General features: G+C 47.3%; 24 protein-coding genes. 20 read left to right on the top strand and 4 right to left on the bottom strand.

What is annotated here, in order from left to right; genetic code table 11:
* The first annotated feature begins 238 nt into the window (after window positions 1-238).
* Genes BM265_RS03650 through BM265_RS03625 form a run of 6 tightly spaced genes read left to right on the top strand, consistent with a single transcriptional unit; the run spans window position 239 to window position 5320 of the window.
* Window positions 239-1609, top strand: a complete 1371-nt coding sequence (locus BM265_RS03650) for a uracil-xanthine permease family protein (RefSeq protein WP_074960119.1) — start codon at window positions 239-241, stop codon at window positions 1607-1609.
* Between the two features lie 49 nt (window positions 1610-1658).
* Window positions 1659-2288: a uracil phosphoribosyltransferase gene (gene upp, locus BM265_RS03645; protein WP_074960118.1), complete on the top strand. Its 630-nt coding sequence runs from the start codon at window positions 1659-1661 to the stop codon at window positions 2286-2288.
* Window positions 2289-2310: 22 nt separating this feature from the next.
* Window positions 2311-2865: a hypoxanthine phosphoribosyltransferase gene (gene hpt / locus BM265_RS03640; RefSeq protein ID WP_081358346.1), complete on the top strand. Its 555-nt coding sequence runs from the start codon at window positions 2311-2313 to the stop codon at window positions 2863-2865.
* A 58-nt stretch (window positions 2866-2923) separates the two neighbouring features.
* Complete coding sequence (locus BM265_RS03635; protein ID WP_074960254.1) at window positions 2924-4321, top strand: NCS2 family permease; 1398 nt, start codon at window positions 2924-2926, stop codon at window positions 4319-4321.
* Between the two features lie 35 nt (window positions 4322-4356).
* On the top strand, window positions 4357-4758 hold the full coding sequence (locus BM265_RS03630; protein WP_074960117.1) for a hypothetical protein: 402 nt from the start codon (window positions 4357-4359) through the stop codon (window positions 4756-4758).
* Between the two features lie 25 nt (window positions 4759-4783).
* Complete coding sequence (locus BM265_RS03625; RefSeq protein ID WP_074831803.1) at window positions 4784-5320, top strand: phosphoribosyltransferase family protein; 537 nt, start codon at window positions 4784-4786, stop codon at window positions 5318-5320.
* A 145-nt stretch (window positions 5321-5465) separates the two neighbouring features.
* Here the strand turns inward: BM265_RS03625 and BM265_RS20535 are convergent, their stop codons facing one another.
* Window positions 5466-5630, bottom strand: coding sequence for a hypothetical protein (locus BM265_RS20535; protein WP_242940766.1), 165 nt, complete (start codon window positions 5628-5630; stop codon window positions 5466-5468).
* On the opposite strand from BM265_RS20535, the gene BM265_RS03620 reads away from it, so the two are divergent.
* Window positions 5619-6275, top strand: a complete 657-nt coding sequence (locus tag BM265_RS03620; RefSeq protein WP_242940765.1) for a restriction endonuclease — start codon at window positions 5619-5621, stop codon at window positions 6273-6275. The two genes, BM265_RS20535 and BM265_RS03620, sit on opposite strands and share 12 nt — an antisense overlap.
* A 389-nt stretch (window positions 6276-6664) precedes the next feature.
* Here the strand turns inward: BM265_RS03620 and BM265_RS03615 are convergent, their stop codons facing one another.
* On the bottom strand, window positions 6665-7186 hold the full coding sequence (locus tag BM265_RS03615; RefSeq protein ID WP_242940764.1) for a YqiA/YcfP family alpha/beta fold hydrolase: 522 nt from the start codon (window positions 7184-7186) through the stop codon (window positions 6665-6667).
* Window positions 7187-7507: 321 nt separating this feature from the next.
* On the opposite strand from BM265_RS03615, the gene BM265_RS03610 reads away from it, so the two are divergent.
* The 8 genes from BM265_RS03610 to yicI all read left to right on the top strand — a co-directional run bounded on the left by BM265_RS03610 (window position 7508) and on the right by yicI (window position 17866).
* Window positions 7508-8347: a prephenate dehydrogenase gene (locus BM265_RS03610; RefSeq protein ID WP_074960113.1), complete on the top strand. Its 840-nt coding sequence runs from the start codon at window positions 7508-7510 to the stop codon at window positions 8345-8347.
* A 645-nt stretch (window positions 8348-8992) separates the two neighbouring features.
* Entirely contained in the window at window positions 8993-11113 is a 2121-nt protein-coding gene (gene pflB / locus BM265_RS03605; RefSeq protein ID WP_074960111.1) for a formate C-acetyltransferase, read from the top strand.
* Window positions 11103-11348 carry a hypothetical protein gene (locus BM265_RS03600; protein ID WP_074960109.1) on the top strand — a complete coding sequence of 82 codons (246 nt, stop codon included), beginning with the start codon at window positions 11103-11105 and terminating at the stop codon, window positions 11346-11348. Before pflB ends, BM265_RS03600 begins: the two co-directional genes overlap by 11 nt.
* 48 nt (window positions 11349-11396) lie before the next feature.
* Window positions 11397-11648, top strand: a complete 252-nt coding sequence (gene grcA3, locus BM265_RS03595; RefSeq protein ID WP_074831783.1) for an autonomous glycyl radical cofactor GrcA3 — start codon at window positions 11397-11399, stop codon at window positions 11646-11648.
* A 180-nt stretch (window positions 11649-11828) separates the two neighbouring features.
* On the top strand, window positions 11829-12731 hold the full coding sequence (locus BM265_RS03590; RefSeq protein WP_074960107.1) for a DUF3592 domain-containing protein: 903 nt from the start codon (window positions 11829-11831) through the stop codon (window positions 12729-12731).
* 65 nt (window positions 12732-12796) lie between these two features.
* A complete protein-coding gene (gene pflA, locus BM265_RS03585) occupies window positions 12797-13546 on the top strand; it encodes a pyruvate formate-lyase-activating protein (protein ID WP_074960106.1) in 750 nt (249 codons plus the stop codon).
* A 458-nt stretch (window positions 13547-14004) separates the two neighbouring features.
* A complete protein-coding gene (locus BM265_RS03580) occupies window positions 14005-15270 on the top strand; it encodes a CapA family protein (protein WP_242940763.1) in 1266 nt (421 codons plus the stop codon).
* Window positions 15271-15520: 250 nt separating this feature from the next.
* The gene (gene yicI, locus BM265_RS03575) at window positions 15521-17866 is read left to right on the top strand and encodes an alpha-xylosidase (RefSeq protein ID WP_074960102.1); all 2346 of its coding nucleotides are present in this window, start codon (window positions 15521-15523) and stop codon (window positions 17864-17866) included.
* Window positions 17867-18310: 444 nt separating this feature from the next.
* Here yicI and BM265_RS03570 read toward each other — a convergent pair whose 3' ends face one another.
* Window positions 18311-19111 carry a mechanosensitive ion channel family protein gene (locus BM265_RS03570; RefSeq protein WP_074960101.1) on the bottom strand — a complete coding sequence of 267 codons (801 nt, stop codon included), beginning with the start codon at window positions 19109-19111 and terminating at the stop codon, window positions 18311-18313.
* A 272-nt stretch (window positions 19112-19383) separates the two neighbouring features.
* Between BM265_RS03570 and BM265_RS03565 the strand changes: the two genes are divergently transcribed.
* From BM265_RS03565 to BM265_RS03545, 5 genes are all read left to right on the top strand, one after another.
* Window positions 19384-20283 carry a hypothetical protein gene (locus BM265_RS03565; protein ID WP_074960099.1) on the top strand — a complete coding sequence of 300 codons (900 nt, stop codon included), beginning with the start codon at window positions 19384-19386 and terminating at the stop codon, window positions 20281-20283.
* A 139-nt stretch (window positions 20284-20422) separates the two neighbouring features.
* On the top strand, window positions 20423-20728 hold the full coding sequence (locus BM265_RS03560) for a hypothetical protein (RefSeq protein ID WP_207646948.1): 306 nt from the start codon (window positions 20423-20425) through the stop codon (window positions 20726-20728).
* 42 nt (window positions 20729-20770) lie between these two features.
* Complete coding sequence (locus BM265_RS03555; protein ID WP_074960097.1) at window positions 20771-21025, top strand: hypothetical protein; 255 nt, start codon at window positions 20771-20773, stop codon at window positions 21023-21025.
* Between the two features lie 353 nt (window positions 21026-21378).
* Entirely contained in the window at window positions 21379-21852 is a 474-nt protein-coding gene (locus tag BM265_RS03550; RefSeq protein WP_081358345.1) for an OadG family protein, read from the top strand.
* A 27-nt stretch (window positions 21853-21879) separates the two neighbouring features.
* Entirely contained in the window at window positions 21880-23118 is a 1239-nt protein-coding gene (locus BM265_RS03545) for a sodium ion-translocating decarboxylase subunit beta (protein ID WP_074960095.1), read from the top strand.
* A gap of 276 nt (window positions 23119-23394) precedes the next feature.
* Here the strand turns inward: BM265_RS03545 and BM265_RS19940 are convergent, their stop codons facing one another.
* Window positions 23395-24969 carry a dockerin type I repeat-containing protein gene (locus BM265_RS19940; RefSeq protein WP_177219532.1) on the bottom strand — a complete coding sequence of 525 codons (1575 nt, stop codon included), beginning with the start codon at window positions 24967-24969 and terminating at the stop codon, window positions 23395-23397.
* Window positions 24970-24994 lie beyond the last annotated feature (25 nt).

Raw genomic sequence — 24994 nt, 5'->3', positions numbered from 1 at the left:
GAAAGGGAAGTATTTTAGCTGGAAAAAATATACAGCTATTGTTTCTCAAAAATTGCGGTTATTTACCTATACAAAATCGAACGCATACTTTTGAAAAGTATGCGTTTTTTGTCTTTTTAAATATTAATAGTATACTAAAACAAGTTGAAATATTTTATTATTATTGACATTCTTACCGAAATATGCTAAAATAAATCTATGAATGTGATAATTAGATGAAAGGCGTTGTAAAGCTAAAATGAAGTTGATCTATGATGTTGAATCAAAGCCGAAAACAGGGCAGATAATCGTCTTTGCCCTACAGCAGATGCTGGCGATACTGGCGGCAACGATAGCTGTCCCCGTGATAATCGGCAACGGTCTTACCCCCGCCGCCGCAATGTTCGGTGCTGGTGTGGGCACGCTGGTGTATCTTGCGTTCACTAAGAAGAAAAGCCCTGTATTTCTGGGTTCTTCTTTTGCTTTCATAGGTTCCATGTCCGCTGCATTTGCAGGCGCTGCCACAGCACAGCTGGGTATGCTGGGCATAATAATAGGTGCTGTTGCCGCAGGACTTGTATATGTGATTATAGCCGCGCTGATAGGCGTTGTAGGTGTTGACTGGCTGGGCAAACTGATGCCCCCTGTGGTCATTGGACCCACCGTTGCAATAATCGGTCTTTCCCTTGCGGGAAATGCCATCGGAGATCTTCAGAAAAGCGATGTCACAGATGTTCCCGCCGCTAAGTATATCGCGCTGATATGCGGTCTTGTGACCCTTGCGGTGACTATGCTGTGCTCCACCTACGGCAAAAAGATGCTCCGCCTTGTGCCATTTGTTATGGGAATACTTGCGGGCTATGCAGTGTCCTTGATATTCACCATGATAGGCAATGCCGCTGATATCGAAGCACTGAAGATCCTGGATCTTTCGGTGTTCTCGAAGGTAATGTTCCCCGACGGCAATGTTACCGCAGAAAGCTTCTTCAAGCTCCCCGACCTTGTTTTCCTTGAAGGATTTAAGGGCTTCGGCGACCTGACAGGCAGTTATATACTGACTATCCTTGTGGCTTATGTCCCCGTGGCGCTGGTGGTTTTTGCCGAGCACGTTGCTGACCACAAGAATCTCTCCTCCGTTATCGGCAGAGATCTTCTCAAAGAACCCGGTCTTGCCCGCACACTTCTCGGTGACGGCGTAGGTTCTATGGCAGGCGCATTTTTCGGCGGCTGTCCAAATACCACCTACGGCGAGAGCGTGGGCTGTGTAGCCATAACAGGCAACGCCTCCACAGTTACCATAATCGCGGCTGCCATAGGCTGTATACTCTTCTCGTTCGTAACGCCCTTCGTGGCTTTTGTAGATTCGATACCCGCCTGCGTTATGGGCGGTGTGTGCGTGGCTCTTTACGGTTTCATTGCAGTTTCGGGACTTAAAATGCTGAAAGAAGTCGATCTTGATGACAACCGCAACCTGTTCACAGCTTCCGTGATATTTATTGCGGGTATCGGCGGACTCAGCATAAGCTTCGGCAAGGTAACGCTTACCGAGATCGCTGCTGCTCTTATCCTCGGCATACTTACAAATGTTATGCTGTCCCGAAAATCGGATAACAATGGCAAGTGCGAATAATGAAACAGTGCTCAGTATACAAAAATAATATAAAAGCGAGGTTTTCAAAATGGGAAAAGTAACTATCATCGACCATCCACTTATCAAGCACAAGATATCTCTGCTGCGTGATGAAAACACAGGTACAAGGGATTTCAGAATACTCGTAGAAGAGATAGCCATGCTAATGGGCTATGAGGCTCTCCGCGACCTGCCCACCGAGCTGGTAAGCGTCAAAACACCTATAACTACGGCTGATGTGCCCATGCTTGCTGGTAAGAAGCTGGCAGTCGTTCCGATACTGCGTGCAGGTCTGGGTATGGTGAATGGTATACTCGCACTGGTGCCTTCCGCAAAGGTGGGACATATAGGTCTTTACAGGGATGAAGTTACCCATGAGCCCCATGAGTACTTCTGCAAGCTTCCCGAGAATATCGATGAAAGACTTGTTATCCTTCCCGACCCCATGCTTGCAACAGGCGGCTCGGCGATAACGGCGGTTGATTTCATCAAACAGCGCGGATGCAGCCATATCAAGTTCATGTGCGTTATAGCTGCTCCTGAGGGTCTTGAAGCCCTGCAAAAGGCTCACCCCGATATCGATATCTATGTGGGAAGCCTTGATGAAAAGCTCAACGAGAACGCATACATCGTCCCCGGTCTCGGCGACGCGGGTGATAGAATATTCGGAACCAAGTAAATAACGAAGGGAGAGACCGCAGATGCAGATGACAAATATGCCCGAATTCCACAAGCATATCAAACGAGTTGTGATATCCGAGGAAGAGATTAAGGAAGCCGTAACAAAAGCAGGCGAGATACTCAGCCTGGAGTACAAGGACAAGCCCCTGCTTCTTGTGACTATCCTTAAAGGCGCATTTATATTCCTTGCCGACCTTAGCCGTGCCATAACTATCCCCCACGAGATAGGCTTCATGGCGGCAAAAAGCTATTTTGAAAGCACCGAGAGCTCCGGAAACGTTGAGATAACCCTTGACCTCGCACAGGATATAAGCAAGTATCATGTAGTGATCGTCGAGGATATAATCGATACGGGAAGAACTCTCAGCAAGGTCAAGGAGTACCTTGAAAGCAAGAACCCCCTTTCTCTGAAGATAGTAACACTGCTGGATAAGCCCGACAGACGTCTTGTAGAACTCAGTTCGGACTATGCACTGTTTACCATACCCGATTATTTCGTTATAGGATACGGTCTCGATTACGGCGAGTATTACAGAAATCTGCCGTGTATAGCTGAATTTGAGGAGGGCGAGTGATATGGGAAGCAGAAGCAAAAAAAAGCAGAGGAACCACATAACTCACCCCTCTGAACTGATGGGCAATAAGGAAGTGCAGACCATTACCGAAACAGGCACTCTGGGCAAGTTCTTCAAGCTGAAAGCCCATGGTACAGATGTCCGCACCGAGGTAATGGCAGGTATAACCACTTTCATGACTATGGCTTATATACTTGCGGTCAACCCAAGTATACTTTCTGCCGCAGGCATGGACAGCACCGCTGTTCTCCTTGCGACCTGCCTTGCATCTTTCCTGGGTACTATGTGCATGGGTCTTATGGCGAATCTTCCCTTTGCACTTTCCGCAGGCATGGGACTTAACGCATTCATGGCATACACCGTGTGCGGCACCATGGGATATCCCTGGCAGGTAGCACTGCTGGCTGTATTCATCGAAGGCGTGATATTCATAATCCTTTCCGTAACAAAGGTCAGGGAAGCCATATTCAACTGCATACCACTTTCGCTTAAAAAGGCGGTATCCGTCGGTATAGGTCTTTTCATCGCATTTATCGGTCTCCAGAATGCCAAGCTGGCAGTTGGCGGTGCAACCCTTGTTGAACTGGTGGATTTCAGAGAAGACTTCCACACCCGCGGTATATGCGCCCTGCTGGCAGTTATCGGCACTGTACTGATGGCTGTGCTTTATATCAGAAAAGTCCGCGGTTCCATACTCATAGGCATATTCGGCACATGGATACTGGGTATGATATGCCAGGGTGTTGGACTATATGTCCCCGACAACGAGAGCTGGTTCTCACTGCTGCCAAGCTTCTCCATGACAGATTTCTCCGCACTTGGCAAGACTTTCGGCGGCTGTTTCGATGTGGATTTCAGCAGTGTCGGCATATTCAATTTCATCGTAGTGGTATTCTCGTTCCTGTTCGTTGACCTCTTCGATACTCTGGGAACCCTGATAGGCGTGGCTTCAAAGGCAGATATGCTTGATAAGGACGGCAAACTCCCTGCGATACGTCCCGCACTGATGGCTGATGCTATCGCTACAACAGGCGGCGCAGTTCTGGGTACCTCTACCACAACTACTTTCGTTGAATCCGCCGCAGGTGTCGGCGCAGGCGGAAGAACAGGTCTTACCGCAGTTACAACTGCACTGCTGTTCCTGGCTTCCATGCTTTTCGCACCTATATTCATAGCGATACCTTCATTCGCAACAGCACCCGCACTGATAGTAGTGGGCTTCCTGATGTTCAGCTCCATAACCGATATCAAGTTCGATCCTGACAACTATACCGAGGCTGTTCCCGCATATCTGTGCATACTTGCTATGCCCCTGTTCTACAGCATTGCTGAGGGTATAGCTGTGGGCGTTATGTCCTACGTTGTAATCAACCTCTTCTGCGGCAAAGCCAAGAAGATCAACCCTATTATGTATGTGCTGACAGTGCTGTTCGTACTGAAGTATATATTCCTCTGATAGTATAAAACACGGAATATCTGAAAGGGAAAATGATGGATAATAAAAAATTAGCGGGAGTATTCTTTGCTGTGATACTGATGGCTGTGCTGTTCGTTGAGGGCAGTATCCTCAGGGCTCTGGAAGAATGCGGCTACGGTATGGCTGAACTTCCCAAGACCACACTTGTGTTTTTGAAGATCAGCAAGGGCTTCACACCCGATGGTCACGCCGAGGATGGCATGGTCGAATTCATCGGCAGCAGCAAGGATAACTACGAAGAATACTTCGATAAAAAAGGCTACCGCAGGATGTACAGCCTTGACGGCGTAGATCATTACGGCAAAACAGACGGCGATGATTACGATCTCGCAATAAGCTGTACCGAGAAAAATTCATGGTTCGCGGTGTATAAGATATCCGAGGACTACCCCATAGAGGACTTCTCATCCAAATAAAGCATAGTATTAAGGAGTGTTTAAAATGGAAACATACACATTGAAGGTGGCAGGACTTACAAGAGAGCTGCCCATATGTTCAGCAAGCGAAAAGCTTGATATCGCCGCATTTATAATGTTCTCAGACGTTGAGATGACAGTTGCGGCAACCACGGAGCTGCTTAAAAAAGCCCCCGAATTCGATGTTATAATCACAGCCGAATCCAAGGGCATACCCCTGGCATACGAGGCAGCAAGGCAGTCGGGCAAGAATTATGTCGTAGCCCGCAAGTCCGTTAAGCTTTATATGACCGACCCTATCTCGGTGCAGGTAAAGTCCATCACCACCGCCGCAGTCCAGACTCTCTACCTCTCTCAGGAGGACGTAGCAAGGCTGAAAGGCAAGCGGGTACTTATCCTGGATGATGTTATCAGCACAGGCGAATCCCTCACAGCTGTTGAGGAGCTTGTAAACGCGGCAGGCGGAAAGATCGTTGGTGCAGGTGCAGTCCTCGCCGAGGGCGATGCAGCCGACAGAACGGATATCTTCTTCCTTGAAAAACTTCCGCTGTTCTTTAAATAATGCAATTAACGGGCGCTTTCCTGCGGGTCAGCGCCCTCACTTCGTTAATGGCGGTGCCAATGAAATTCTCACGAAAGGTCGGTGACAGCATATCAAGCGAATATTCATTATACTTGCGGGACTTCTTGCAGGTTCTGCTCTTGCTTCATATAGGCTCGCCGAATTTTTCTGCACAGGCGGCGACCGTCCCGAATTTTACGGCAAGATCCCATACCTGCCATTTCTCAGCATACCCTTGTTTCTGGGAATCTCCATTATACGCCACTTCGGCAGACTTACCCTGAAAAAGCTTGATCTTATGGATGGTCATGAGTTTGAATATGCCTGCGCCAATATCCTGAAAGCCAACGGATTTAAGGATATCGAAGTCACCAAATGCTCCGGAGATTTCGGTGTCGATATCATCGCCGTGAAAAAACACCGCCGCTATGCGGTGCAGTGCAAGCGCTATGATAAAAAGCTGAATAATTCCGCAATTCAGGAAGTAATAGGCGGACTTGCCTACTACGGCTGTGAGGTGGGCGCTGTCATGACCAACAGCTATTTCACCGCCGCCGCCCGAAAGCTTGCCGAGGTCAACAGCGTTGAACTCTGGGACAGGGATATCCTCGAAAAAATGTTGAGAAAGCGGGGTATCAAGGATACTTCCCGCAAATCCAACGATATATTGGATATGCCCCCCGAAAGCTACTGCGCTCAGACGGTGGAAGAATTCTTCGCTGAACAGGGGATAGCCGTGGAGACCGCAGGCACGGAATATCTGGAAGATACCTGCGAACTCCTGATAGAGATAGTCCCCGAAACAGGCGTGCGCATCAGCGATATACGTAACCTGACCCAAAAACTAGCCAACCACGGCGGCTGGGAGTACGTCACCTGCGTTTTCCCATCCCATACCCCCGGCACAGTGGGTCTGGAAATACCGCTGGAGATGGATAACAGCGAGAAGGACTAAAAAACAACCCAGTGGGAACTGCCAAAGAGTCAAAGCGCGCGGTCAAGCCTCGCGCTAGCAGGCTTGCGGTAGTTTGAGGGCAGAGCCCTCAACTCAAGGCACAAAACTAGCATGACAAGAGTGCTGTAAATAGAACAGCTCACTCCCGACCAAATAGGGCGCGGCACGCGGTCGACGCAGTCACCGCTAACAAAAATATGAGCGTATGCAAAACTATTGCATACGCTCAAACTATGTCCGTAAAATTATTGCCGCGCCAGAAATCAACGGCGATAGCTCGTTGATTTCTCGCCCCGAGGAACAAGGGGCGAAAATTCACAAACTATCGATCAAAAAAATATCCGACTACCCAAACAAAGTTTGATTTATGCGAATATCAAAAAAGCTACTTACTTTATAACTTCCCCAAAAAACTCCCCCAGCGGCAGAGTAGCACCCGAATGTAACCCCTCAGGTATAACAGTGATATTTTCAGCACCGTAAAACCGCGTTTCCAGCGAATGTGTATTTATCAACTCATCACTTCCGCCGATAATGCACTTGACGATGCTGCGGTCAGCCTTTGCAAGACCGCTGAAAAGTGAGATCATAGCCCCGATATCACCCTCATACCCCAGCAGAGGAAGATGATAAAAAGGCATTAGACAAGGATTAACCAGCACCGCAGATATACCTGTCTCCGCCGAAAGCAAAGCCGCAAAAAATCCGCCGTAGCTCGTCCCCACAATATACTGCGGTTTCTCCTCGCGAATTATCCCGCGAAGTCTCTCCATGACCATATCAGCCGAAACTGCATCATAATCAAACCCGGGTGAAACAACATCATGCCCTAGTTTCGTCAGCGCCCCGAATGCCGCATTCTCAGCACTGCCGCGAAATCCGTGTATATTAAGTATCTTCAAAACTATCACTCCTGTCTGACCAATAGCGAAAAAAGTGTGTAAAAACGAAAAAAGCAGCCCAAAAGCTGCTTCTTCGCCAAATCACCTAAACCTTCATAATTCGTAAGAAAATTAATTTTTCCTCACAAGCAATATTATACTACAACAGGCCGGATTTGTCAATAGTTTCATAAATATTTTTTTAAAAAATAAAGCAAAAAATATCGATTCGTTAAAACATCTAAAGAAATCGTTTAAGTTTAAAGTAACTTCTCATGTACTTGACAACTTAATTAAATAGTGTTATACTTTATTACATAAAAGCAATAAAATGCGAAAGGACGTTTTTATATGAAGATAGGCATAGTCGGTCTTGGACTGATAGGAGGCTCTCTTGCCAAAGCTATAAAGAAGAACACCGAACACAGCTGTTTTGCGCTGGATATCGACCGCGCCGCCATAGCGGGAGCAGTGGCTCAGGAGGCTATTGACGGGGAACTTACTCCCGATACCCTGCACACCTGCGATGTTGTCATCGTATGTCTCCACCCCGCCCAGACCATCAAATTTATCCTGGATAACAAGGCGAATTTCAAAAAGGGCGGCATAGTTACCGATTCCTGCGGTGTAAAGGCGGCGATAGTCGAAGCTGTGGAAGCTCCCCTGAAAGAGGAAGGTGTTGTCTTCATAGGCTGTCACCCCATGGCAGGCCGCGAATTTTCGGGCTTTGCGTACTCGGTGGATAACCTCTTCGAGCGTGCCAGCTTCATAATGACCCCCTCGGACGATACTGCCGCAAAGGCTGTAAGGGAGATATCCCAGCTCGCCTACGAGATAGGCTTTGCAAAGGTCGTAACTTCCACCACCGAGGAGCATGACCGCATCATCGCCTTCACCTCTCAGCTTGCCCATGTTGTGTCCAGTGCCTACGTCAAAAGCCCCAGTCTGCTGAAACAGGCAGGATTTTCCGCGGGTTCATTCAAAGACCTCACCCGTGTTGCAAAGCTGAATGAGAATATGTGGACAGAGCTTTTTCTGATGAACAAGCAGCCTTTGATTGACGAGCTCAACTGCATCATCGAGCGCCTGACGGAGTACCGTGACGCTATCAAAGCCGACGATGCCGATGATCTGCGTGAACTTCTAAAAGCGGGCAGAGAACTCAAAGAGCTTTCAAACAATCAGCAGTAATTTTATGCGGAGGACAGCTCAGGCTTCCTCCGTTTTTTGTTTTTCATACTGAATTTTTTGAATTTCCGCGGGCATACTGTCAGTGATATCCTGAAAGATTGTTAATAATTTTTCATTCTAATACGCTGTTTAACTAATTATCGATGATAAAATGCGACAAAAATCAAACTTCGCAAAACACGGAATACTCGGCGAAGCAGAAAACAGGTCGCAAAATTAGGGTGAAAAGTCGTTTGCTAAATAGACCAAAAAAGTACACTTTAGTATGTAAAACCGTATATATAGGTCGTTAAAAAATTAACATTCAGCGACTTTCTGTACGTTTTTTAGTACACTAATTTATTGCGGATATATACCTCATGGAATGACCTATGTATAAAAAATGCCAAAAATCAAGCTTTTCAGGGCTTTTGGTAACATATGAAAAAACTGTTAAGCTTGCGTAATATTTCTGATTTGACCTTGACATATACTACTAAATGTGATATCCTTAAATCAAACGATGATCTATATATTGTGTCAGTGTCCCGAGGGTACGGGGCAGATCGTCCGAACAATTGACGCGGCATGAAGGATATTGAAGCTTTCGTAAAAGAACGGGAGCTTTTTGGTGTTGTGCCGCAAAAGTTAGGGAGAGATGTACAGATGGAAAGAAATTGGTTCGATGAGGAGTGGAAAGGTTTCAAGCCCGGCAGATGGTCCAGTACCTCTGTCAATCTTAGAGACTTTATCCAGAAGAATTTCACACCCTATGACGGTGACGAGAGCTTTCTTGCAGGCCCTACCGAGGCTACCAAAAAGCTCTGGGAACAGGTGACCGAGCTTTCAAGACAGGAAAGGGAAGCAGGCGGCGTGCTGGATATGGATACAAAGATAGTATCTACCATCACAAGCCATGCGGCAGGCTATCTTGATAAGGATCTTGAAAAGATAGTCGGCTTCCAGACCGATAAGCCCTTCAAGCGTTCTCTTCAGCCCTTCGGCGGACTGAGAATGGCTCAGGCTGCTTGCAAGCAGTACGGCTATGAGGTGGATCCCGAGATAGTGAAGATATTCACCGAGTACAGAAAGACCCATAACCAGGGCGTATTTGATGCTTATACCCCCGAGATGAAGCTGGCAAGACACGCAGCTATACTGACAGGTCTGCCCGACGCTTACGGCAGAGGCCGTATAATCGGAGACTACAGACGTGTTGCACTGTACGGCGTTGATTACCTTATAATGGATAAGAAGGATCAGCTGGACAATTCTCTTGTCAGAATGACCTCTAAGAATATCAGACTCCGTGAAGAGCTGGCTGAGCAGATCAGAGCTCTGGGCGAACTGAAAAAGCTGGGCGAAATCTACGGCTGTGATATCTCCAGACCCGCAAAGAACGCTCAGGAAGCTATCCAGTGGCTGTACTTCGGCTACCTTGCAGCAGTCAAGGAGCAGAACGGTGCAGCAATGTCACTGGGAAGAACTTCCACATTTGTTGATATATATATCCAGAGAGATATTGAGAATGGTGTCCTCACCGAGGAACAGGCTCAGGAGCTTATCGACCACTTCATCATGAAGTTGAGACTGGTCAAGTTCGCAAGAACTCCCGAGTACAACTCCCTGTTCTCAGGCGACCCCACTTGGGTAACAGAGTCTATCGGCGGTGTATCCATCGATGGCGTGCCCATGGTCACCAAGACCTCTTTCAGATACCTCAATACACTGAATAACCTGGGTCCTGCACCCGAGCCTAATATGACCGTTCTGTGGAGCGTTAAGCTGCCCACGAACTTCAAGAAGTTCTGTGCAAGAATGTCCATACGCACCTCTGCTATACAGTACGAGAACGACGACCTCATGAGAGCAACTCACGGCGACGACTACGCTGTTGCCTGCTGCGTATCCTCGATGGTTGTGGGCAAGGAGATGCAGTTCTTCGGTGCAAGAGCAAACCTGGCTAAGTGCCTGCTCTACGCTATAAACGGCGGCGTTGACGAGCGTCTGGGCGTACAGGTAGGTCCTAAGTACCGCCCTGTTGACGGCGAGTACCTCGACTTCGACGATGTTATGGAGAAGTACGATGATATGATGGAGTGGCTGGCAGGTCTGTATGTAAATACCCTGAACGTTATCCACTTCATGCACGATAAGTACAGCTATGAAAGACTCCAGATGGCTCTCCACGACAGAGATGTCAAGAGATACTTCGCAACTGGTATCGCAGGTCTTTCCGTTGTTGCAGATTCACTCTCCGCTATCAAGTACGCTAAGGTAAAGCCCGTCCGCAAGGATATCGAGATCAGGGACAAGGCAGGAAACGTTATAGATGTAGCAAGAAATGTTGTTGTTGACTACATCGTTGAGGGCGATTTCCCCAAGTACGGCAATAACGATGACAGAGTTGATAAGCTGGCAGTTGATATCGTTAAGCGTTTCATGAACAAGATCAGAAAGCACCACACCTACCGCGACGGTGTGCCTACCATGTCTATACTGACTATCACTTCCAACGTGGTATACGGCAAAAAGACAGGTTCCACTCCCGATGGCAGAAAGATCGGTGTGCCTCTGGCACCCGGCGCTAACCCCATGCATGGCAGAGATACTCACGGTGCTGCTTCATCACTGTCCTCTGTTGCAAAGCTTCCTTTCAGACACGCACAGGACGGTATCTCCAATACCTTCTCCATTATTCCCGGCGCACTGGGCAAGGACGATGAGATGTTCGTAGGTGATATTGATATCGCAAGCATTTCGGAGGAACTTAATAATGGCAATTAAAGCATCAAACGATGATGACGGCAAGGTAAACGAACTTGTCGAAATGATAGACAGGCTTATGGCAGGCGGCGAAGGTCATATAAATATCGATGCCGAAGCACTGCTGAAAGCCAAGCGCGAGGGTCAGGACGAAGCCGAAATGACCGTTCAGACCTTCAGAACTAACGACTGCGGCACGGGAGCGTGCTGTCAGCCCAACGAAAAAGCGCCCGATGAGGACGACGAGGAACTGTGATACCGCAGTCCCCAAGCTATCGTTTAGTATAAGAAAGGACGGATAGTTATGGCAAATTATGAACCTACCGATGCACAGGTGGATAACCTTATAGGTCTGCTGGACGGCTATGCCGAAAAGGGCGGACATCATCTGAATGTTAACGTGCTGAACCGCGAGATGCTTCTCGACGCACAGGCGCACCCCGAGAAATACCCTCAGCTGACCATCAGGGTATCGGGCTATGCAGTTAATTTCGTAAAGCTGACCAAGGAACAGCAGGACGACGTTATCTCCAGAACATTCCACGAGAGCCTGTAATTTGAATGATAAAGCCCCCGTTCTTCGGGGGCTTTTGCTGTATTTTGAGTCTGTGCTATCCCTCACTCCAACTTTTCCCCCATACCATATTTACTTTTTCTCCGAAATATGGTAAAATCAATATGGGAAAACCCAATAGAAAGAAATATCAAGGAGACAATACAAAAAGGAGAATGCATAATGCAATCAAACAGAGAACAGTATTATCAGCCCACGAGACAGCAGAACCCAGAGCTTGTGAATATCGATACCATCCGCGGAGGTCAGATGGTGCCACAGCAGAACGGACAGCCTGCACAGTATGGTCAGCCGAACCCTTATGATCAGCCGAATCAGTACAGTCAGCCCATGCAGATGAACAGGACAGTCCCCCAGGGACAGCCTACACAGCTTGGCCAAAATCCCAACACTTTGCTCCCCGAACACGTTCCCGACAAGCAGTTCAGCCTGAAATGCTTCGCCCCGATGTTTGCGGGAATAATAGGTCTTCTCACCATAGGCAGATTTTCCGGCTCACTGGCGGCGATGTCACTGGGCTTCGGAATCATGGGTACCTGCCTTATGACCCGCAAAGAGATGGAAGACTATAAGCCCGAGCGCAAATTTAAGGCTATGATGGGTGCTGTCGGCAGCGGACTTTTCGGTCTTGCGGGACTTGTCACCCTCTTTGCACCTTCTCTCACCGACTATGCGGCAGGTGCGACCCTCACACTTGCGGGACTTTTCCTCACCGCCGCACCGCCTATTGCAAGGCACATGAAACTCCGCCGCTGTACCGAGAAAACAAGGGCGGTGTGCATAGGCAACCGCGAGAAGAGAAGTTCGGGCAAGCACCATCGTATGATGTACGCCCCTATATGGCAGTATATCGCAGGCGGAAGAGCCTATACTGCTTATGATGACGTTTATACCAGCCCCCAGCAGTTCTATGAGGGCGAGGGCACCGATATCATGGTGAACCCCAATGACCCCAGAGATTTCTTCCGCGGCAGCGACCCATCAACATGGGCACTAATGGGATTCGGCATACTGATGCTTGGCGGCGGCGTGGTAGTTCTGCTCAGGCTTTTGGGTATTTTATAGTAATGACATTGAGATCGCTGTTTGGGGAACTTCTGATGTCATTTACAGATTAAGGAGATGTTTTAATGACGGGACGTATCCATTCGGTAGAAAGTTTCAGCGCTGTTGACGGCCCCGGAACAAGGTTCGTGGTGTTCTTTCAGGGCTGCCCCATGAGGTGCCTTTACTGTCACAATCCCGATACATGGCGACCCGATGGCGGCAGGGAAGTCACAGCTGAGGATATCCTCACCGAGTATGATGCGGTAAAGGAATTCATGCATAACGGCGGAATAACCTGCACAGGGGGCGAGCCCTGTCTACAGATCGGTTTTCTGACGGAGCTTTTTGAAAAAGCGAAGTCCAAAGGCATAAACACCTGCCTTGATACCAGCGGCATTACTTTTAAGCCAAAGGATACCGCGGCGTTTGACCGACTTATCAAGTCCACCGATCTTGTCATGCTGGATATAAAGCACATCGACCCCGAGAAGCATAAAAAGCTCACAGGTCACGATAATAAGGGCATACTCGCTTTTGCGGAGTATCTCAGCGTTAATGGCATACCCGTGTGGATAAGGCACGTTGTAGTCCCCGACATTACCGACGATGAAGAAAGCCTTTATAAGCTGGGACACTTCCTCGCGCGCATAAAGACCCTTAAAGCCCTTGATGTCCTGCCATATCATACTCTGGGCAGGCACAAGTACGAGGATCTGGGCATGGACTATCCCCTGGGTGACACCCCGCCTATGTCCAAAGAAGGGGCACTCCGAGCAAGAGATATTATCATGCGCGGTTTGAAAGATGAACTCAGGCAGAATCTCAAAAAATAGTTCTGCTCATTAGTACAGAGCTTTTTTCCTACGTACTGCGGTATCAGGTCGCCCCTCGTTCCTCGGGGCGAGTCATCGGAAACGCTTCGCTGTCCGATGACGGCGCGGCAATAATTTACGGACATAGAAAGAGCGTGGACTGTTTGATTTGTCCACGCTCGATTTTTTGATATTGCCGCGCCTTGTTTTGGAGCGGGAGTTTGCTGTGCTATTTAAAGCACTATTGCCGCGTCGCTTGGATGCCTTGACCGAGAGGCTCTGCCTCTCGAGCTCTCCGCAAGCTTTTCGCGAAAAGCTTGACCAAAAGCTCTCTTCCTTGGCATTCTATCCTAAACCCTGCAACGTTTCCGCCACGCACTATAATTATGAATTATGAATTATGAATTGACGCAGGGCTTTACAATCGCAGGAAAATATGTTATAATATCCTTTGTGAATCAATTCCGAAACGGAGGATTATGATGCGTTTGAAAGCAAACAAGCTCGTTGCGCTGCTGTGCGCCGTGATGATGACGGCTTCCGCAGGCTGCGCAAGTCTGGGTGTAAGAGATACAGAGGGTCTTGATAACGGCAAGGAACCCCCTTCCGGTATAAAAGACCAAGGCTTGAATTTAAAGAAAAAGGCCGAGGACGAGATAACCACCGATGAGGAGCAGGCGGAAAAGCTGCCTATCCCAGAGGGTCAGCCCTCTAACGTGGTGTCACTGCTCTGCGCAGGCGATAATCTGGTGCATGATAATATCTATAATGAGGCGTGGCACAAGGGTAATGATGACCATTACGATTTCACCTACGCTTACCAGAATGTCGAGCGTTACCTCGAGGGTACCGATCTTGCAATACTGAATCAGGAAACTCTCGTGACCGATGATTACGGTCCCCAGAGCTACCCGCTTTTCGCCACACCTACTGAAAACGGCGACCATATGGTGGATATCGGCTTCAATGTCATATCCATGAGCAATAACCATGTGCTGGATATGGGCGGCAACGGGCTGATAAGCAGTCTTGATTACTGGGATACCAAGGATGTTGTCCACTATGGTGCATACCGTGATGAAGCTGACAGCGAAAATATCCGCACCAAGGAAGTTAACGGCATAACCTTTGCATTCCTGGGATATATGGAGCATACCAACGGTTATTATATTGAAGAGGGCGAGCCCGGCAGAGTGGTATACCTCTCCGATGAGGAGATCGTTGAGCGTCAGGTGAGAGCGGCAAACGAACTTGCTGATGTGGTTGTAGTAAGCTGCCATTTCGGTAACGAGATCGAGAACGAGCTGAACGTGGTTCAGGAAACTATGGCGCCCAAGCTGGTTGAATGGGGTGCAGACCTCATAATCGGTACCCAGGCGCACACCATAAGCACCTGCAATTACATCGATAAGCCCGACGGCGGACAGGCTTTCTGCTATTACGGTCTGGGAAATTTCATCTCAACCATGTACGACCTACGCGCTCCTGTGGGCATCATAGGCAAGCTGAATGTGGTGAAAGACCCCGAAACAGGGAATATCAGCTTTGAAAACGTCAAGGCGATACCCATAATATCCCACTTTGAAGCCGAAAGCTACGACGGCGACTGGTACAACTGTGCCGAGTATCCCTACAAAGACTATACCGACGAAATGTTCGAGAGAAACTATATCGAAGGCTTCAACAGACAGTGCATTGAGGACTGCCTGAGCTATATCCCCGATGAATTTCTTAGCATAGAATAATTATTGCGCCCATGATTTTACATGGGCGTTATTTTTTGCGCATTTCGTAAATGATACGAACTTAAAATCAATTCACCGAAAATTCAGTGCAAAAACCGCAATAATGGGTTAATAATGTTACACAATGCAGTAAATTGTTATTGCATTGTATCTCAGAATGTATTAAAATAGATGTGAAAAGCTTGAGCGTGGGTTTGTACCCATGATTTCATTTTTTTATATGATACATGATACAAGGAGGTAACAGCCAATGAAATTTGCTGACGGTTTCTGGCTCAATCAGAGGGGCTACGAAGTTAACTATGCGGTGCAGGCATATGATGTTGTTGAAGTCGAGAACGGCTTCATGGTAGTGGCAACACCTTTTTTCGGCAGAGAGAGATACAAGCTGCTGGGCAGTGCAAATCTTGAGATCACATATACATCCGAATTTGAAAATGTTATCAGAGTGAACATCACTCACCACAAAGGATACAAGGACAACGGTCCCCATTTTGTACTGAACAAGGGCAGCTATAAGCCCGTTGTTACGATAAATGAGCACGAAGCTGTGCTGGTCTCGGGAGATACTAAGGTAGTAGTATCCCGCGATAACTGGAACGTTTCATATTTTTACAAGGATAAAAAACTCACCGGCGGCGGCTGGAGAAGTACGGGCGTTATAAAGGAGAGCGCATTCAAGCAGCAGGCTAGAATGGCTGTTCAGGCTGATGATACTTTCTGGAGCTTCCCCGCAGACCCCCGCAGAACTTATATCAGAGAACAGCTTGATACCACAGTAGGCGAGTATTTCTACGGCTTCGGTGAGAAGTTCACCACTTTCACAAAAAATGGTCAGAATGTTGAGATATGGAATGCCGATGGCGGAACCTGCTCAGATCAGAGCTACAAGAGCGTTCCTTTCTACGTTTCCTCCCGCGGATACGGTATATTCGTGAATTCCACCGATAAGGTCAGCTTTGAGGTATGCTCCGATACCGTATCAAAGGTAAGCTTCACACTGCCCGGCGAGAATATGGAGTATTTCGTCTTCGGCGGTGAAAATCTGACAGAAGTTATGAAAGGCTACACCGACCTTACAGGCAAGCCCGCCCTTCCTCCCGCATTCACATTCGGTCTGTGGCTGACTTCATCATTCACCACCAGCTACGACGAAGCCACCATCACAGGCTTTATCGACGGCATGGCTGAAAGGGATATCCCTCTCCAAGTCTTCCACTTCGACTGCTTCTGGATGAAAGGTCTGGAATGGTGCAATTTTGAGTGGGATACCGAACAGTTCCCTGACCCTGAGGGTCTGCTGAAAAGACTTCACGAGACCAAGGGTCTGAAGACCTGCGTATGGATAAACCCCTATGTTGGTCAGCGTTCGCGCCTGTTCGACGAGGGAATGGAGCACGGCTATTTCATAAAGAATACCGATGGTTCGGTGTTCCAGTGTGATGAATGGCAGCCCGGTATGGCAATAGTTGACTTCACCAACCCCGATGCCTGCAAGTGGTACGCAGGATATCTGCGCAAACTCTGCGAAATGGGCGTTGATACCTTCAAGACCGACTTCGGCGAGAGGATACCCACCAGAGATGTGGTATACTTCAATGGTGCAGACCCCATAAAGATGCATAATTTCTACACCTACCTCTATAACGAGTGCGTTTTCAACGTGCTGAAAGAGTACTACGGCGAGAACAAAGCTTGCCTGTTCGCAAGGTCTGCAACAGCAGGCGGTCAGAAATTCCCCGTACATTGGGGCGGTGACTGCTCGGGCAATTACAACTCAATGGCTGAGGTCGTTAGAGGCTGTCTGAGCCTTTGTATCTCGGGATTCGGCTATACCTCACACGATATGGCAGGCTTTGAAGCTACCGCGACCCCAGATATCTATAAGAGATGGGCAGCTTTCGGTCTGTTCTCCACCCATTCAAGACTTCACGGCAACCAGTCCTACCGCGTGCCGTGGCTGTTCGATGAGGAAAGCTGCGACGTTCTGCGCTTCTTCACCAAGAAAAAAGGCGAACTGATGCCTTACATATGGTCACAGGCAATAAAGACCCACGAAGTCGGTGTCACCATGATGAGAGCTATGGTAATAGATTTTGCCGATGACCCCGCTTGTCTCACACTTGACAGACAGTATATGCTGGGCGATAATATCCTTGTTGCGCCAATACTCAACGAGGATGGCATAGCACAGTACTACGTGCCCGAGGGCAGATGGACTGATATCATCACGGGCAAGGTCTTCGAGGGCGGCAGATGGTACACCCATAAGTGCAGCTATTTTGAGATACCTGCCCTTGCAAGACCCAACAGCATCATACCCTACGGCAGCTTCAAGAGAGACTTTGAGTACAATTATCTGGATGGCACAAACTTCACTATCTACGAGCTTGAAGATGGAAGATCCGCTGTATGCCCTGTTTACGATACCGAAGCTAATAAGGTATTCGAGCTGAAAGCCACAAGAAACGGCAATAAGATCGAGTGCGAGTATACCAATACCGATACAAACTTCAAGATCAGCGTTGCAAATACAGATAAGTGCGTGGAAGTTGATCCCAAGGCAAATGGCGGCAAGGTTGTAATTGATCTGTGATGTAGCAAAAGCTAACTGATTCCGCGGCAGCAAACCTGCGCACCAAACAAACTATGCCGCGAAACAAGCTTTTGGTCAAGCTTTTCACGAAAAGCTTGCGAGGAGTTTGAGGGGCGGAGTCCCTCAATCACCAAGGCGCAAAACCAAAATGCATAGCAAATAATAAGAGCACAGCAATCTACCCATCCTGTCAAAAAGGCGCGGAAATAACAAAATCAAGAGCGTGGACAAACTAATGTCCACGCTCTTTCTTTCTGCGTAAAAATATTGCCGCGCCCGAAATCAACGGCGAAAACTCACGATCTATCGTACACAACTAACACCAGACTATCCCAACAACCCCAAAAATCTACGATAAACCCTAACAAAACCATACAATATAAAAAGGACACCATCAGCCACCCCGATGATGCCCCTGCCTATTATCACTACAAAAGAATATCCTTACTTGTCCCTCATATGAATATCCAGCTGCTCAAAAGGAATGATGATCCCATTCGCATCAAAAGCTTCCTTTATCTTCTGTAAAATATCCCAGCGCACCTGCCAGTAATTCTCGGTCTTCACCCACGAACGTGTCAGTATTATTATCGCGTGAGTTCCATGCTCACCTATCACCACAAGGGGCTTCGCAGGTACCGAAAGCACCCTGTCATCAGCCTGAAGCACACCACGTACTATCTCCATTACCTTCTTGTGATCCTCAGAGTAGGATATGGGGAATTTCAGCTCCAGACAGCGGTTCTTCTCAGCTGTGCAGTTCGTAACCGAGCTCTTTGAAGCTATGCTGTTGGGGATAAAAACCGCCTTGTTTTCGATGGTGTTCAGCTTGGTGTACAGTATCGATATCATGTCCACCGTGCCCTCATCGTCGCCTATCTTGATGTAATCTCCGCAGCGGAAAGGCTTCGCGAAGAGTATTATGAATCCGCCTGCCACGTTTGAAAGGCTGTCCTGCAAAGCAAGACCTATGGCGATTCCCGCCGTGCCGATAGCCGCCAGTATCGAGGACATAGGAACTTTCAAAGCCGAAAGCGCACTCACCACAACGATGACCGTTATTATGACCTTGACCATGGACATCAGGAACTTGTGTACCGTAGCATCAACGTGTTTGAGCTTCAGTCCCTTGCCCATGATACGCAGGGTTATCACCTGGGCGATGTATCCGCCCACAAGGATTATACCCGCCGCCAGCAGATTAGGCAGCATATCCTCCAGCCTTATAAGAAATCTGTCTAACATCATTTCACTCCTAATTATCAAAACATCAGCCTGTGCCGAATTTTACATATAAATATTATACCATATAACCCCAAAAATGTAAACCCGCCGCGCAAACAATTTCCACCGTAAACCAAACTGCTTCCACGATATCCTAAAATATACCGATATATGCCACCGCATACGGTGGCAAGAAATTCCGTTTCACAATACTATCACAAGATATACATATAATTAACATGCTGTGAGGTTATAATTAAATGATTTAATTTAATAGAAGGAAATTAGAATATATGAGAAAATTAACAAAAATAACAGCGTTAGTCTTCGCGCTCTGCTTTTGCGCAGCCGCAATGACAGCCTGCAGTGAAAGCGATACCGATAAGGCAGTAAATGAAACATCAAAGAGTGCTTCCGCAGACGATATTAATGAAGAAGATCTTGATGCGGCTCTTGATAAGCTTGAAAAGGACACCGCCGAGGAACTTGAAAAGGAAAAGCAGGAATCGGCAGAGTCAGCAGCCGCAGCAGTAGAATCCGAAGCAGAGCCTGTTGTTGAAGAGATAAAGTATGAAGCCACCGAGGAGATCAAAAATGCGGCTCTCAATTCTGGCTATATCCAGATAGGCGATACCGTATTCAGAACCGGCGGTTATATGACAGTAGGGGAGTTCGTAGAGAAATATCAAGATAAGTTTGATATGTCTGAAATTCATCTTGACGAATACATGGCGGACGGTGTAGAAGCTTTCTATACTTCTTCGCTTGAAGACCCAAGGATAAAAATAGAAGTGCATATTCTTAAGCCTAAAGATTCCAATGACGAAAGAGTAAAAATTCCTGATGCTGTTGTTTCCACAATTATGATGAAGTTTTTTGACGGCAAGCAGTATTGTCTCACTGATGGTATAGGTGGAGATTATTTTGCTTATCTTGAGGATGTGATCTTCTTCCCTATGGATATCAAACCAATGGATTATGATGATATAAAAGCTTTTGCTGATTCGCAGGGTCTTAAAAAATCCGAGCATTCTTTTGCTGATGTCAACGAGTACGTCGAAAGTGATGACTGCATAAGCTTTAAGCTGCCGGGCGAAGAGAATTTATTGGGCGAGACTCCAAAAATGACAATCAAGTTCAAATTTGATCCTAAGACCCTGAAAGGCACCGATCTCCGCTTTTTCCATATATAGGTATGTAAATAAAAGGCACTCCAGCGAGTGCCTTTTTCATTTCAGCAAAACAGCCGCGGATAAACCTGCCAACGTATGCCACCGCATACGCCGGCACAGATACGTACTCTGTGGCATATCCGTTGACAGCCGCCGCATATTGTGGTATAATCTGGATAAAACAGGTATCACTATCGCAGCGAAAGGGATGAATACCATGCGTGATTATTACGAAAAACTTCAAACCGAGACCAACTGGTTCAAACTGTTTGTACCCTACTTTTTATTGTGGACGCTCTATCTTGTAGTACTTTTCCCCATCATCAAGTATATCATTGTAGTTGTCATCAAGAATAAAGAATACAGCGGAAGTAACCCGTTTTACGCGATATGCGTATCCCTGATATTCAGTGCTATCATCGCAGGTGTCAGAAGTTATGCAAACAGAAAAAGAAGCAACAGCTGAATCCTGCTGGCAGCTATCATCACAGAGAAAGGAACGATCAGAATGCGCAGTTACTACGAAAAACTTCAAACCGAGACCAACTGGTTCAAACTGTTTATCCCCATATTCATCACTATGACCATCGCCCTTATCATCCTGCTGCCGGGCATCGAGTACATCAATGATGTCCTTATAAGGCATAAGGATTTCGCTGGTAAGAATTTCGGCTTTGCTGTATGCGTATCCCTGATATTCAGTGCCGTTGCCGCAGGTATCGTAAGCTCTGTAAACCTTAAAAAGAAAAACCAAGAACAATAAATGAACAAATCAAATAAACACAATGCCCCGAAGCCTTTTCGTGAACGCTTCGGGGCTGATCGTTTTGCGTGAAGTGTCCCCGATACCCCGCGCTTTTCGGGAGCTTTTCTGCTGTTCCTGGAATTCCCGCAAAGATGATCCCGCGTCAATAACGATCATCCCTGACCCGAAAGCGCAGATACGCCCCAAAACCGCTTATATCAAAGTATTTTTACCTCTCAAAACCGACGTTTTACCGCGGTAAGAAAAAATTATTAAAAAAAATAAAAATTTGCCAAAAAGGTCTTGTATTTTTCTGTCAGGTGGTGTATAATTGATACGTATGTTGAATAAATTCTTGGAGGAGTTCTTATATGAGTGATTTACGATTCATGTTTGCTCAGTTGCTTTCCAGCAATATCCCGCCCGACAAGACAGACCTCGGTGCGGAAACTATCGTTTCGGTAGTTATCACGGGTATTTCCGTGGTTTTCATCGGTCTGATAATCCTGATAGTTCTCGTGTCCCTCTACGGCAAGATATTCGAGGGCATCAACAAGAGCGCGGAAGCTAAGGCAAAGATCAAGGCTGAGACCGAGGCAGCAGCTAAAGCAAAGGCAGCAGAAGCCGAAGCAAAGGCAGCACCTGCTCCCGCAGCCGTAACCGCACCTGCACCCGCAGTTGAGGACGGTATCGAGGAAGAGGTAGTCGCAGCCATAATGGGTGCCCTTTCCGCAATGTATGCGGGCAGCGGCAAAAAGCCCGTGCTCAAGGGCGTTAAGGCTGCAAAGCCGAGAAGATCGGCATGGTCTGCTGCGGGCATAATGGATAATACCCGCCCGTTTTAGCTTTGGAAAGGAACGTGATCTGATAAAATGGCTATAATTCAATCGTTTTTGGACACTCTGGCTCAGCTGGCACAGGAATCGGGCTTTGCAGGATTCTTCGCTGACGGCGGCTGGAAGAACATCATAATGATACTTATATCATTCCTGTTCATGTATCTCGCTGTGGGACGCGGTTTCGAGCCCCTGCTGCTTCTGCCGATATCCTTCGGTATGCTGCTGACAAACCTGCCTAACGCAGATATGTATCACCCCGAGTACTGGGAATACCTGAAAGTCACCGACCGTTACGGCGAAGTGAACGACCACTATATCGACTATAACCGGATACTCGAACATGGCGGACTATTGGATATACTATATATGGGCGTTAAGCTCCAGCTCTATCCTCCGCTGATATTCCTGGGCATCGGCGCTATGACCGACTTCGGTCCGCTGATTGCTTCCCCCAGAAGCTTCCTCCTCGGTGCTGCTGCACAGGGCGGTATCTTCTTCACCTTCGTAGGTGCTGCCGTACTCAACATGAGTGCTGCTGACTGCGCATCCATCGCTATCATCGGCGGTGCTGACGGCCCTACATCTATCTTCGTTTCTTCTAAGCTGCTCACCAAGAACAGTGCTTGCTCCGTTGGTACCATAGCACTTGCAGCTTACACCTATATGGCGCTGGTTCCTATTATTCAGCCTCCTATAATGAGAGCGCTGACTACCAAGAAAGAGCGTTCGGTAGTTATGGGTCAGCTGAGACCTGTTTCCAGACTTGAGAAGCTGATCTTCCCCGTACTGGTTACACTTATCATCGCTCTGATGATCCCCTCCGCTGCTCCTCTGGTAGGTATGCTGATGTTCGGTAACCTGCTGAAAGAAAGCGGCTGCTGCGACCGTCTTGTAAAGACCGCACAGAACGAACTGATGAACATTATCACCATCTTCCTGGGCGTTACCGTTGGTGCAACAACTCAGGCTGATAAGGTAATCTCCCTTGACTTCGGCAAGGTAATGCTGCTGGGTGTAGTAGCATTCTCACTGGGTACTGCTTGCGGACTTCTGCTCGGTAAGCTGATGTACATCCTCACAAAGGGCAAGATCAATCCTCTGATCGGTTCTGCAGGCGTTTCCGCCGTTCCTATGGCAGCACGTATCTCTCAGAAGGTAGGTCAGGAAGAAGTTCCTACCAACTATCTGCTGATGCACGCTATGGGTCCTAACGTTGCAGGTGTTATCGGTTCCGCAGTTGCTGCGGGCGTACTGCTTGCGATAGTTAAATAAGATAAAGCAAAAGCGCTGTCGAAAACGACAGCGCTTTTTTTGTGTGACCATGTATATCTTGCTTAGCGTCAGCAAGTAAGGGAAGTCCTGTCCCTGTTACGGATATTATAGCACATTACCGACAAAATTGCAAGAATAAATTGAGGAATATTTACTAAAATTTCAGAAATTTTCCCGACTATCTGTTTATTATATTAAATTCTTGATATAGCTATATTAAAAAGGGAGCTTATGCCATCGCATACGCTCCCTTGATTTTGTAAATTCCGGCAGAAATTACTTCTTCGACGTAAGCAGCTTCTTGCCCTTTACATGAGCCGCTATCTTTGTAACATCGGTAACATTGACAACGCCGTCGCTGTTTACATCAGCGCGTTTCAGCGCATCGCCTGTCAGCAGTTTCTTGCCTTTGACGTGTGCCGCAGCCTTTGAGATATCGGTAACGTTTATCACACCGTCTCCGTTTACATCGCCAAGCAGAAGCTCACTGCCCTTGCATTCAAATGTAATGCCGTAAAGTATCCTGTCAGGATAGATGGATACCTCCTTTTTCGCTTCCTTGCCGTTAACATAGATCTTTGTATCATCTGCCAGTGTCTCGCCGTCTTCTTTATTTTCCACAAAGAACAGAACATCGTACTCCTTGCCCGCCTCAAATGTTGCGGCAGAGGTCAGCAGATCACCCTCGCAGTACCAGTTAACAGCATCGTAGAATCTATTTTCGTAAACGATGCCGTCCTCGCGCTTGTCATATCCCATTCTGTAGATCTTGACATTATCGCTCTCAACAACAGCAGCATTCTTTATGTTCTCGCCTGCCTTAGGTTCGGTAAGGCTTATATTAACCTCTTTTATCGCGGGTGTCTCTATGGTGATCTCTTTTCCGCATAGCCTGCTTCTTGAAAACGCATTAACTTCCAGATTCGGATCATTATAACCCAGATCATTATGGGCAACAACCTCGCCGTTTATCTTTACAACAGCCTTTTCGGGAATGATATCCTTAACATTTTTGGAACTTCCTTCTTCATCATAAGCATCCAAATATACTATTGTTTCGTCAGCTATAAGCCTGCAGTTCTTGATGTATGTGGCATCCAGACCTCTGTAAAGTGGATCTTTGGACTTTTCCTCCTGCCAGCCGGTATAATGGAATGTTCCGTTATTTATTATCGTCTTTCCCGTAGAGGTAGTTATCAAGTCTCGATATGATTTGAATGTTCCGCCGTTTATGGTAACAGTACCGCCGTTATTTTTGATACAATTGTTTGTGAAATTATTATATCTTGTGGACATTTCAAACGTGCCGTCTTTTATAGTAAGCTCAGCATTTTTTTTGACTATAAAGATATTCTTAGCGTTAAGGTGTTCAGCATCGGCGCCTTCCGTTTTGGTATCAAAGACTATAGAACCACCGCCAATGCTGTCATCAATAGTAAGACTGCTGTTGGTATCAAGATAGAACAGACAGCTATCTATGGTATATGCATACCTGCTTAGCTTTTTGCCCGCCAGGTCAAGATGAATATTGATATGCGCATCTGTATCGCTGAAAATATTAAAATCACGTGAATCATTGGGTGTATTATCGTAAATATCCGCACCAAGTTTCACATATATATCTGTGTCCTGGCTGTAATTATGCTTTTTATAATCCTTTGGTGCGATCAGCTCCATAAGCTCATCATAAGTGTCCGCAATATACGGATTATACATTGTGCCCTTACCCATAAGCGCACTTGCAGTTATCGAGGTGCTGAAAATGCCCCCTGTCACGTTTGCGGGTATCACACCGCCCATCATTGTGCACGCCAGCAGTATTGCCGCGGTCTGCTTAACTACCTTGTTCATTTTTTCCTCCTTGTATCTTAAATTT

The organism is Hominimerdicola alba (assembly GCF_900112155.1).
Lineage (GTDB): Bacteria > Bacillota > Clostridia > Oscillospirales > Ruminococcaceae > Hominimerdicola > Hominimerdicola alba_D.
The sequence above is the reverse complement of the archived record's forward strand: the minus strand, read 5'-3'. Positions and strand labels throughout refer to the sequence as shown.

Bases quoted from the DNA above. Each gene is read 5' to 3' on its own strand.
- BM265_RS03555 (WP_074960097.1), top strand. From the start codon at position 20,771: ATGCGCAGTTACTACGAAAAACTTCAAACCGAGACCAACTGGTTCAAA.
- BM265_RS03570 (WP_074960101.1), bottom strand. From the start codon at position 19,111: ATGTTAGACAGATTTCTTATAAGGCTGGAGGATATGCTGCCTAATCTG.
- BM265_RS03545 (WP_074960095.1), top strand. From the start codon at position 21,880: ATGGCTATAATTCAATCGTTTTTGGACACTCTGGCTCAGCTGGCACAG.
- BM265_RS03580 (WP_242940763.1), top strand. From the start codon at position 14,005: ATGATGCGTTTGAAAGCAAACAAGCTCGTTGCGCTGCTGTGCGCCGTG.
- hpt (WP_081358346.1), top strand. From the start codon at position 2,311: ATGCAGATGACAAATATGCCCGAATTCCACAAGCATATCAAACGAGTT.
- pflB (WP_074960111.1), top strand. From the start codon at position 8,993: ATGGAAAGAAATTGGTTCGATGAGGAGTGGAAAGGTTTCAAGCCCGGC.
- BM265_RS03590 (WP_074960107.1), top strand. From the start codon at position 11,829: ATGCAATCAAACAGAGAACAGTATTATCAGCCCACGAGACAGCAGAAC.
- BM265_RS03625 (WP_074831803.1), top strand. From the start codon at position 4,784: ATGGAAACATACACATTGAAGGTGGCAGGACTTACAAGAGAGCTGCCC.
- upp (WP_074960118.1), top strand. From the start codon at position 1,659: ATGGGAAAAGTAACTATCATCGACCATCCACTTATCAAGCACAAGATA.
- pflA (WP_074960106.1), top strand. From the start codon at position 12,797: ATGACGGGACGTATCCATTCGGTAGAAAGTTTCAGCGCTGTTGACGGC.
- yicI (WP_074960102.1), top strand. From the start codon at position 15,521: ATGAAATTTGCTGACGGTTTCTGGCTCAATCAGAGGGGCTACGAAGTT.
- BM265_RS03635 (WP_074960254.1), top strand. From the start codon at position 2,924: ATGGGCAATAAGGAAGTGCAGACCATTACCGAAACAGGCACTCTGGGC.
- BM265_RS20535 (WP_242940766.1), bottom strand. From the start codon at position 5,630: ATGACCATCCATAAGATCAAGCTTTTTCAGGGTAAGTCTGCCGAAGTG.
- BM265_RS03620 (WP_242940765.1), top strand. From the start codon at position 5,619: ATGGATGGTCATGAGTTTGAATATGCCTGCGCCAATATCCTGAAAGCC.
- BM265_RS03630 (WP_074960117.1), top strand. From the start codon at position 4,357: ATGGATAATAAAAAATTAGCGGGAGTATTCTTTGCTGTGATACTGATG.
- BM265_RS03600 (WP_074960109.1), top strand. From the start codon at position 11,103: ATGGCAATTAAAGCATCAAACGATGATGACGGCAAGGTAAACGAACTT.
- BM265_RS03650 (WP_074960119.1), top strand. From the start codon at position 239: ATGAAGTTGATCTATGATGTTGAATCAAAGCCGAAAACAGGGCAGATA.
- grcA3 (WP_074831783.1), top strand. From the start codon at position 11,397: ATGGCAAATTATGAACCTACCGATGCACAGGTGGATAACCTTATAGGT.
- BM265_RS03610 (WP_074960113.1), top strand. From the start codon at position 7,508: ATGAAGATAGGCATAGTCGGTCTTGGACTGATAGGAGGCTCTCTTGCC.
- BM265_RS19940 (WP_177219532.1), bottom strand. From the start codon at position 24,969: ATGAACAAGGTAGTTAAGCAGACCGCGGCAATACTGCTGGCGTGCACA.
- BM265_RS03550 (WP_081358345.1), top strand. From the start codon at position 21,379: ATGAGTGATTTACGATTCATGTTTGCTCAGTTGCTTTCCAGCAATATC.
- BM265_RS03565 (WP_074960099.1), top strand. From the start codon at position 19,384: ATGAGAAAATTAACAAAAATAACAGCGTTAGTCTTCGCGCTCTGCTTT.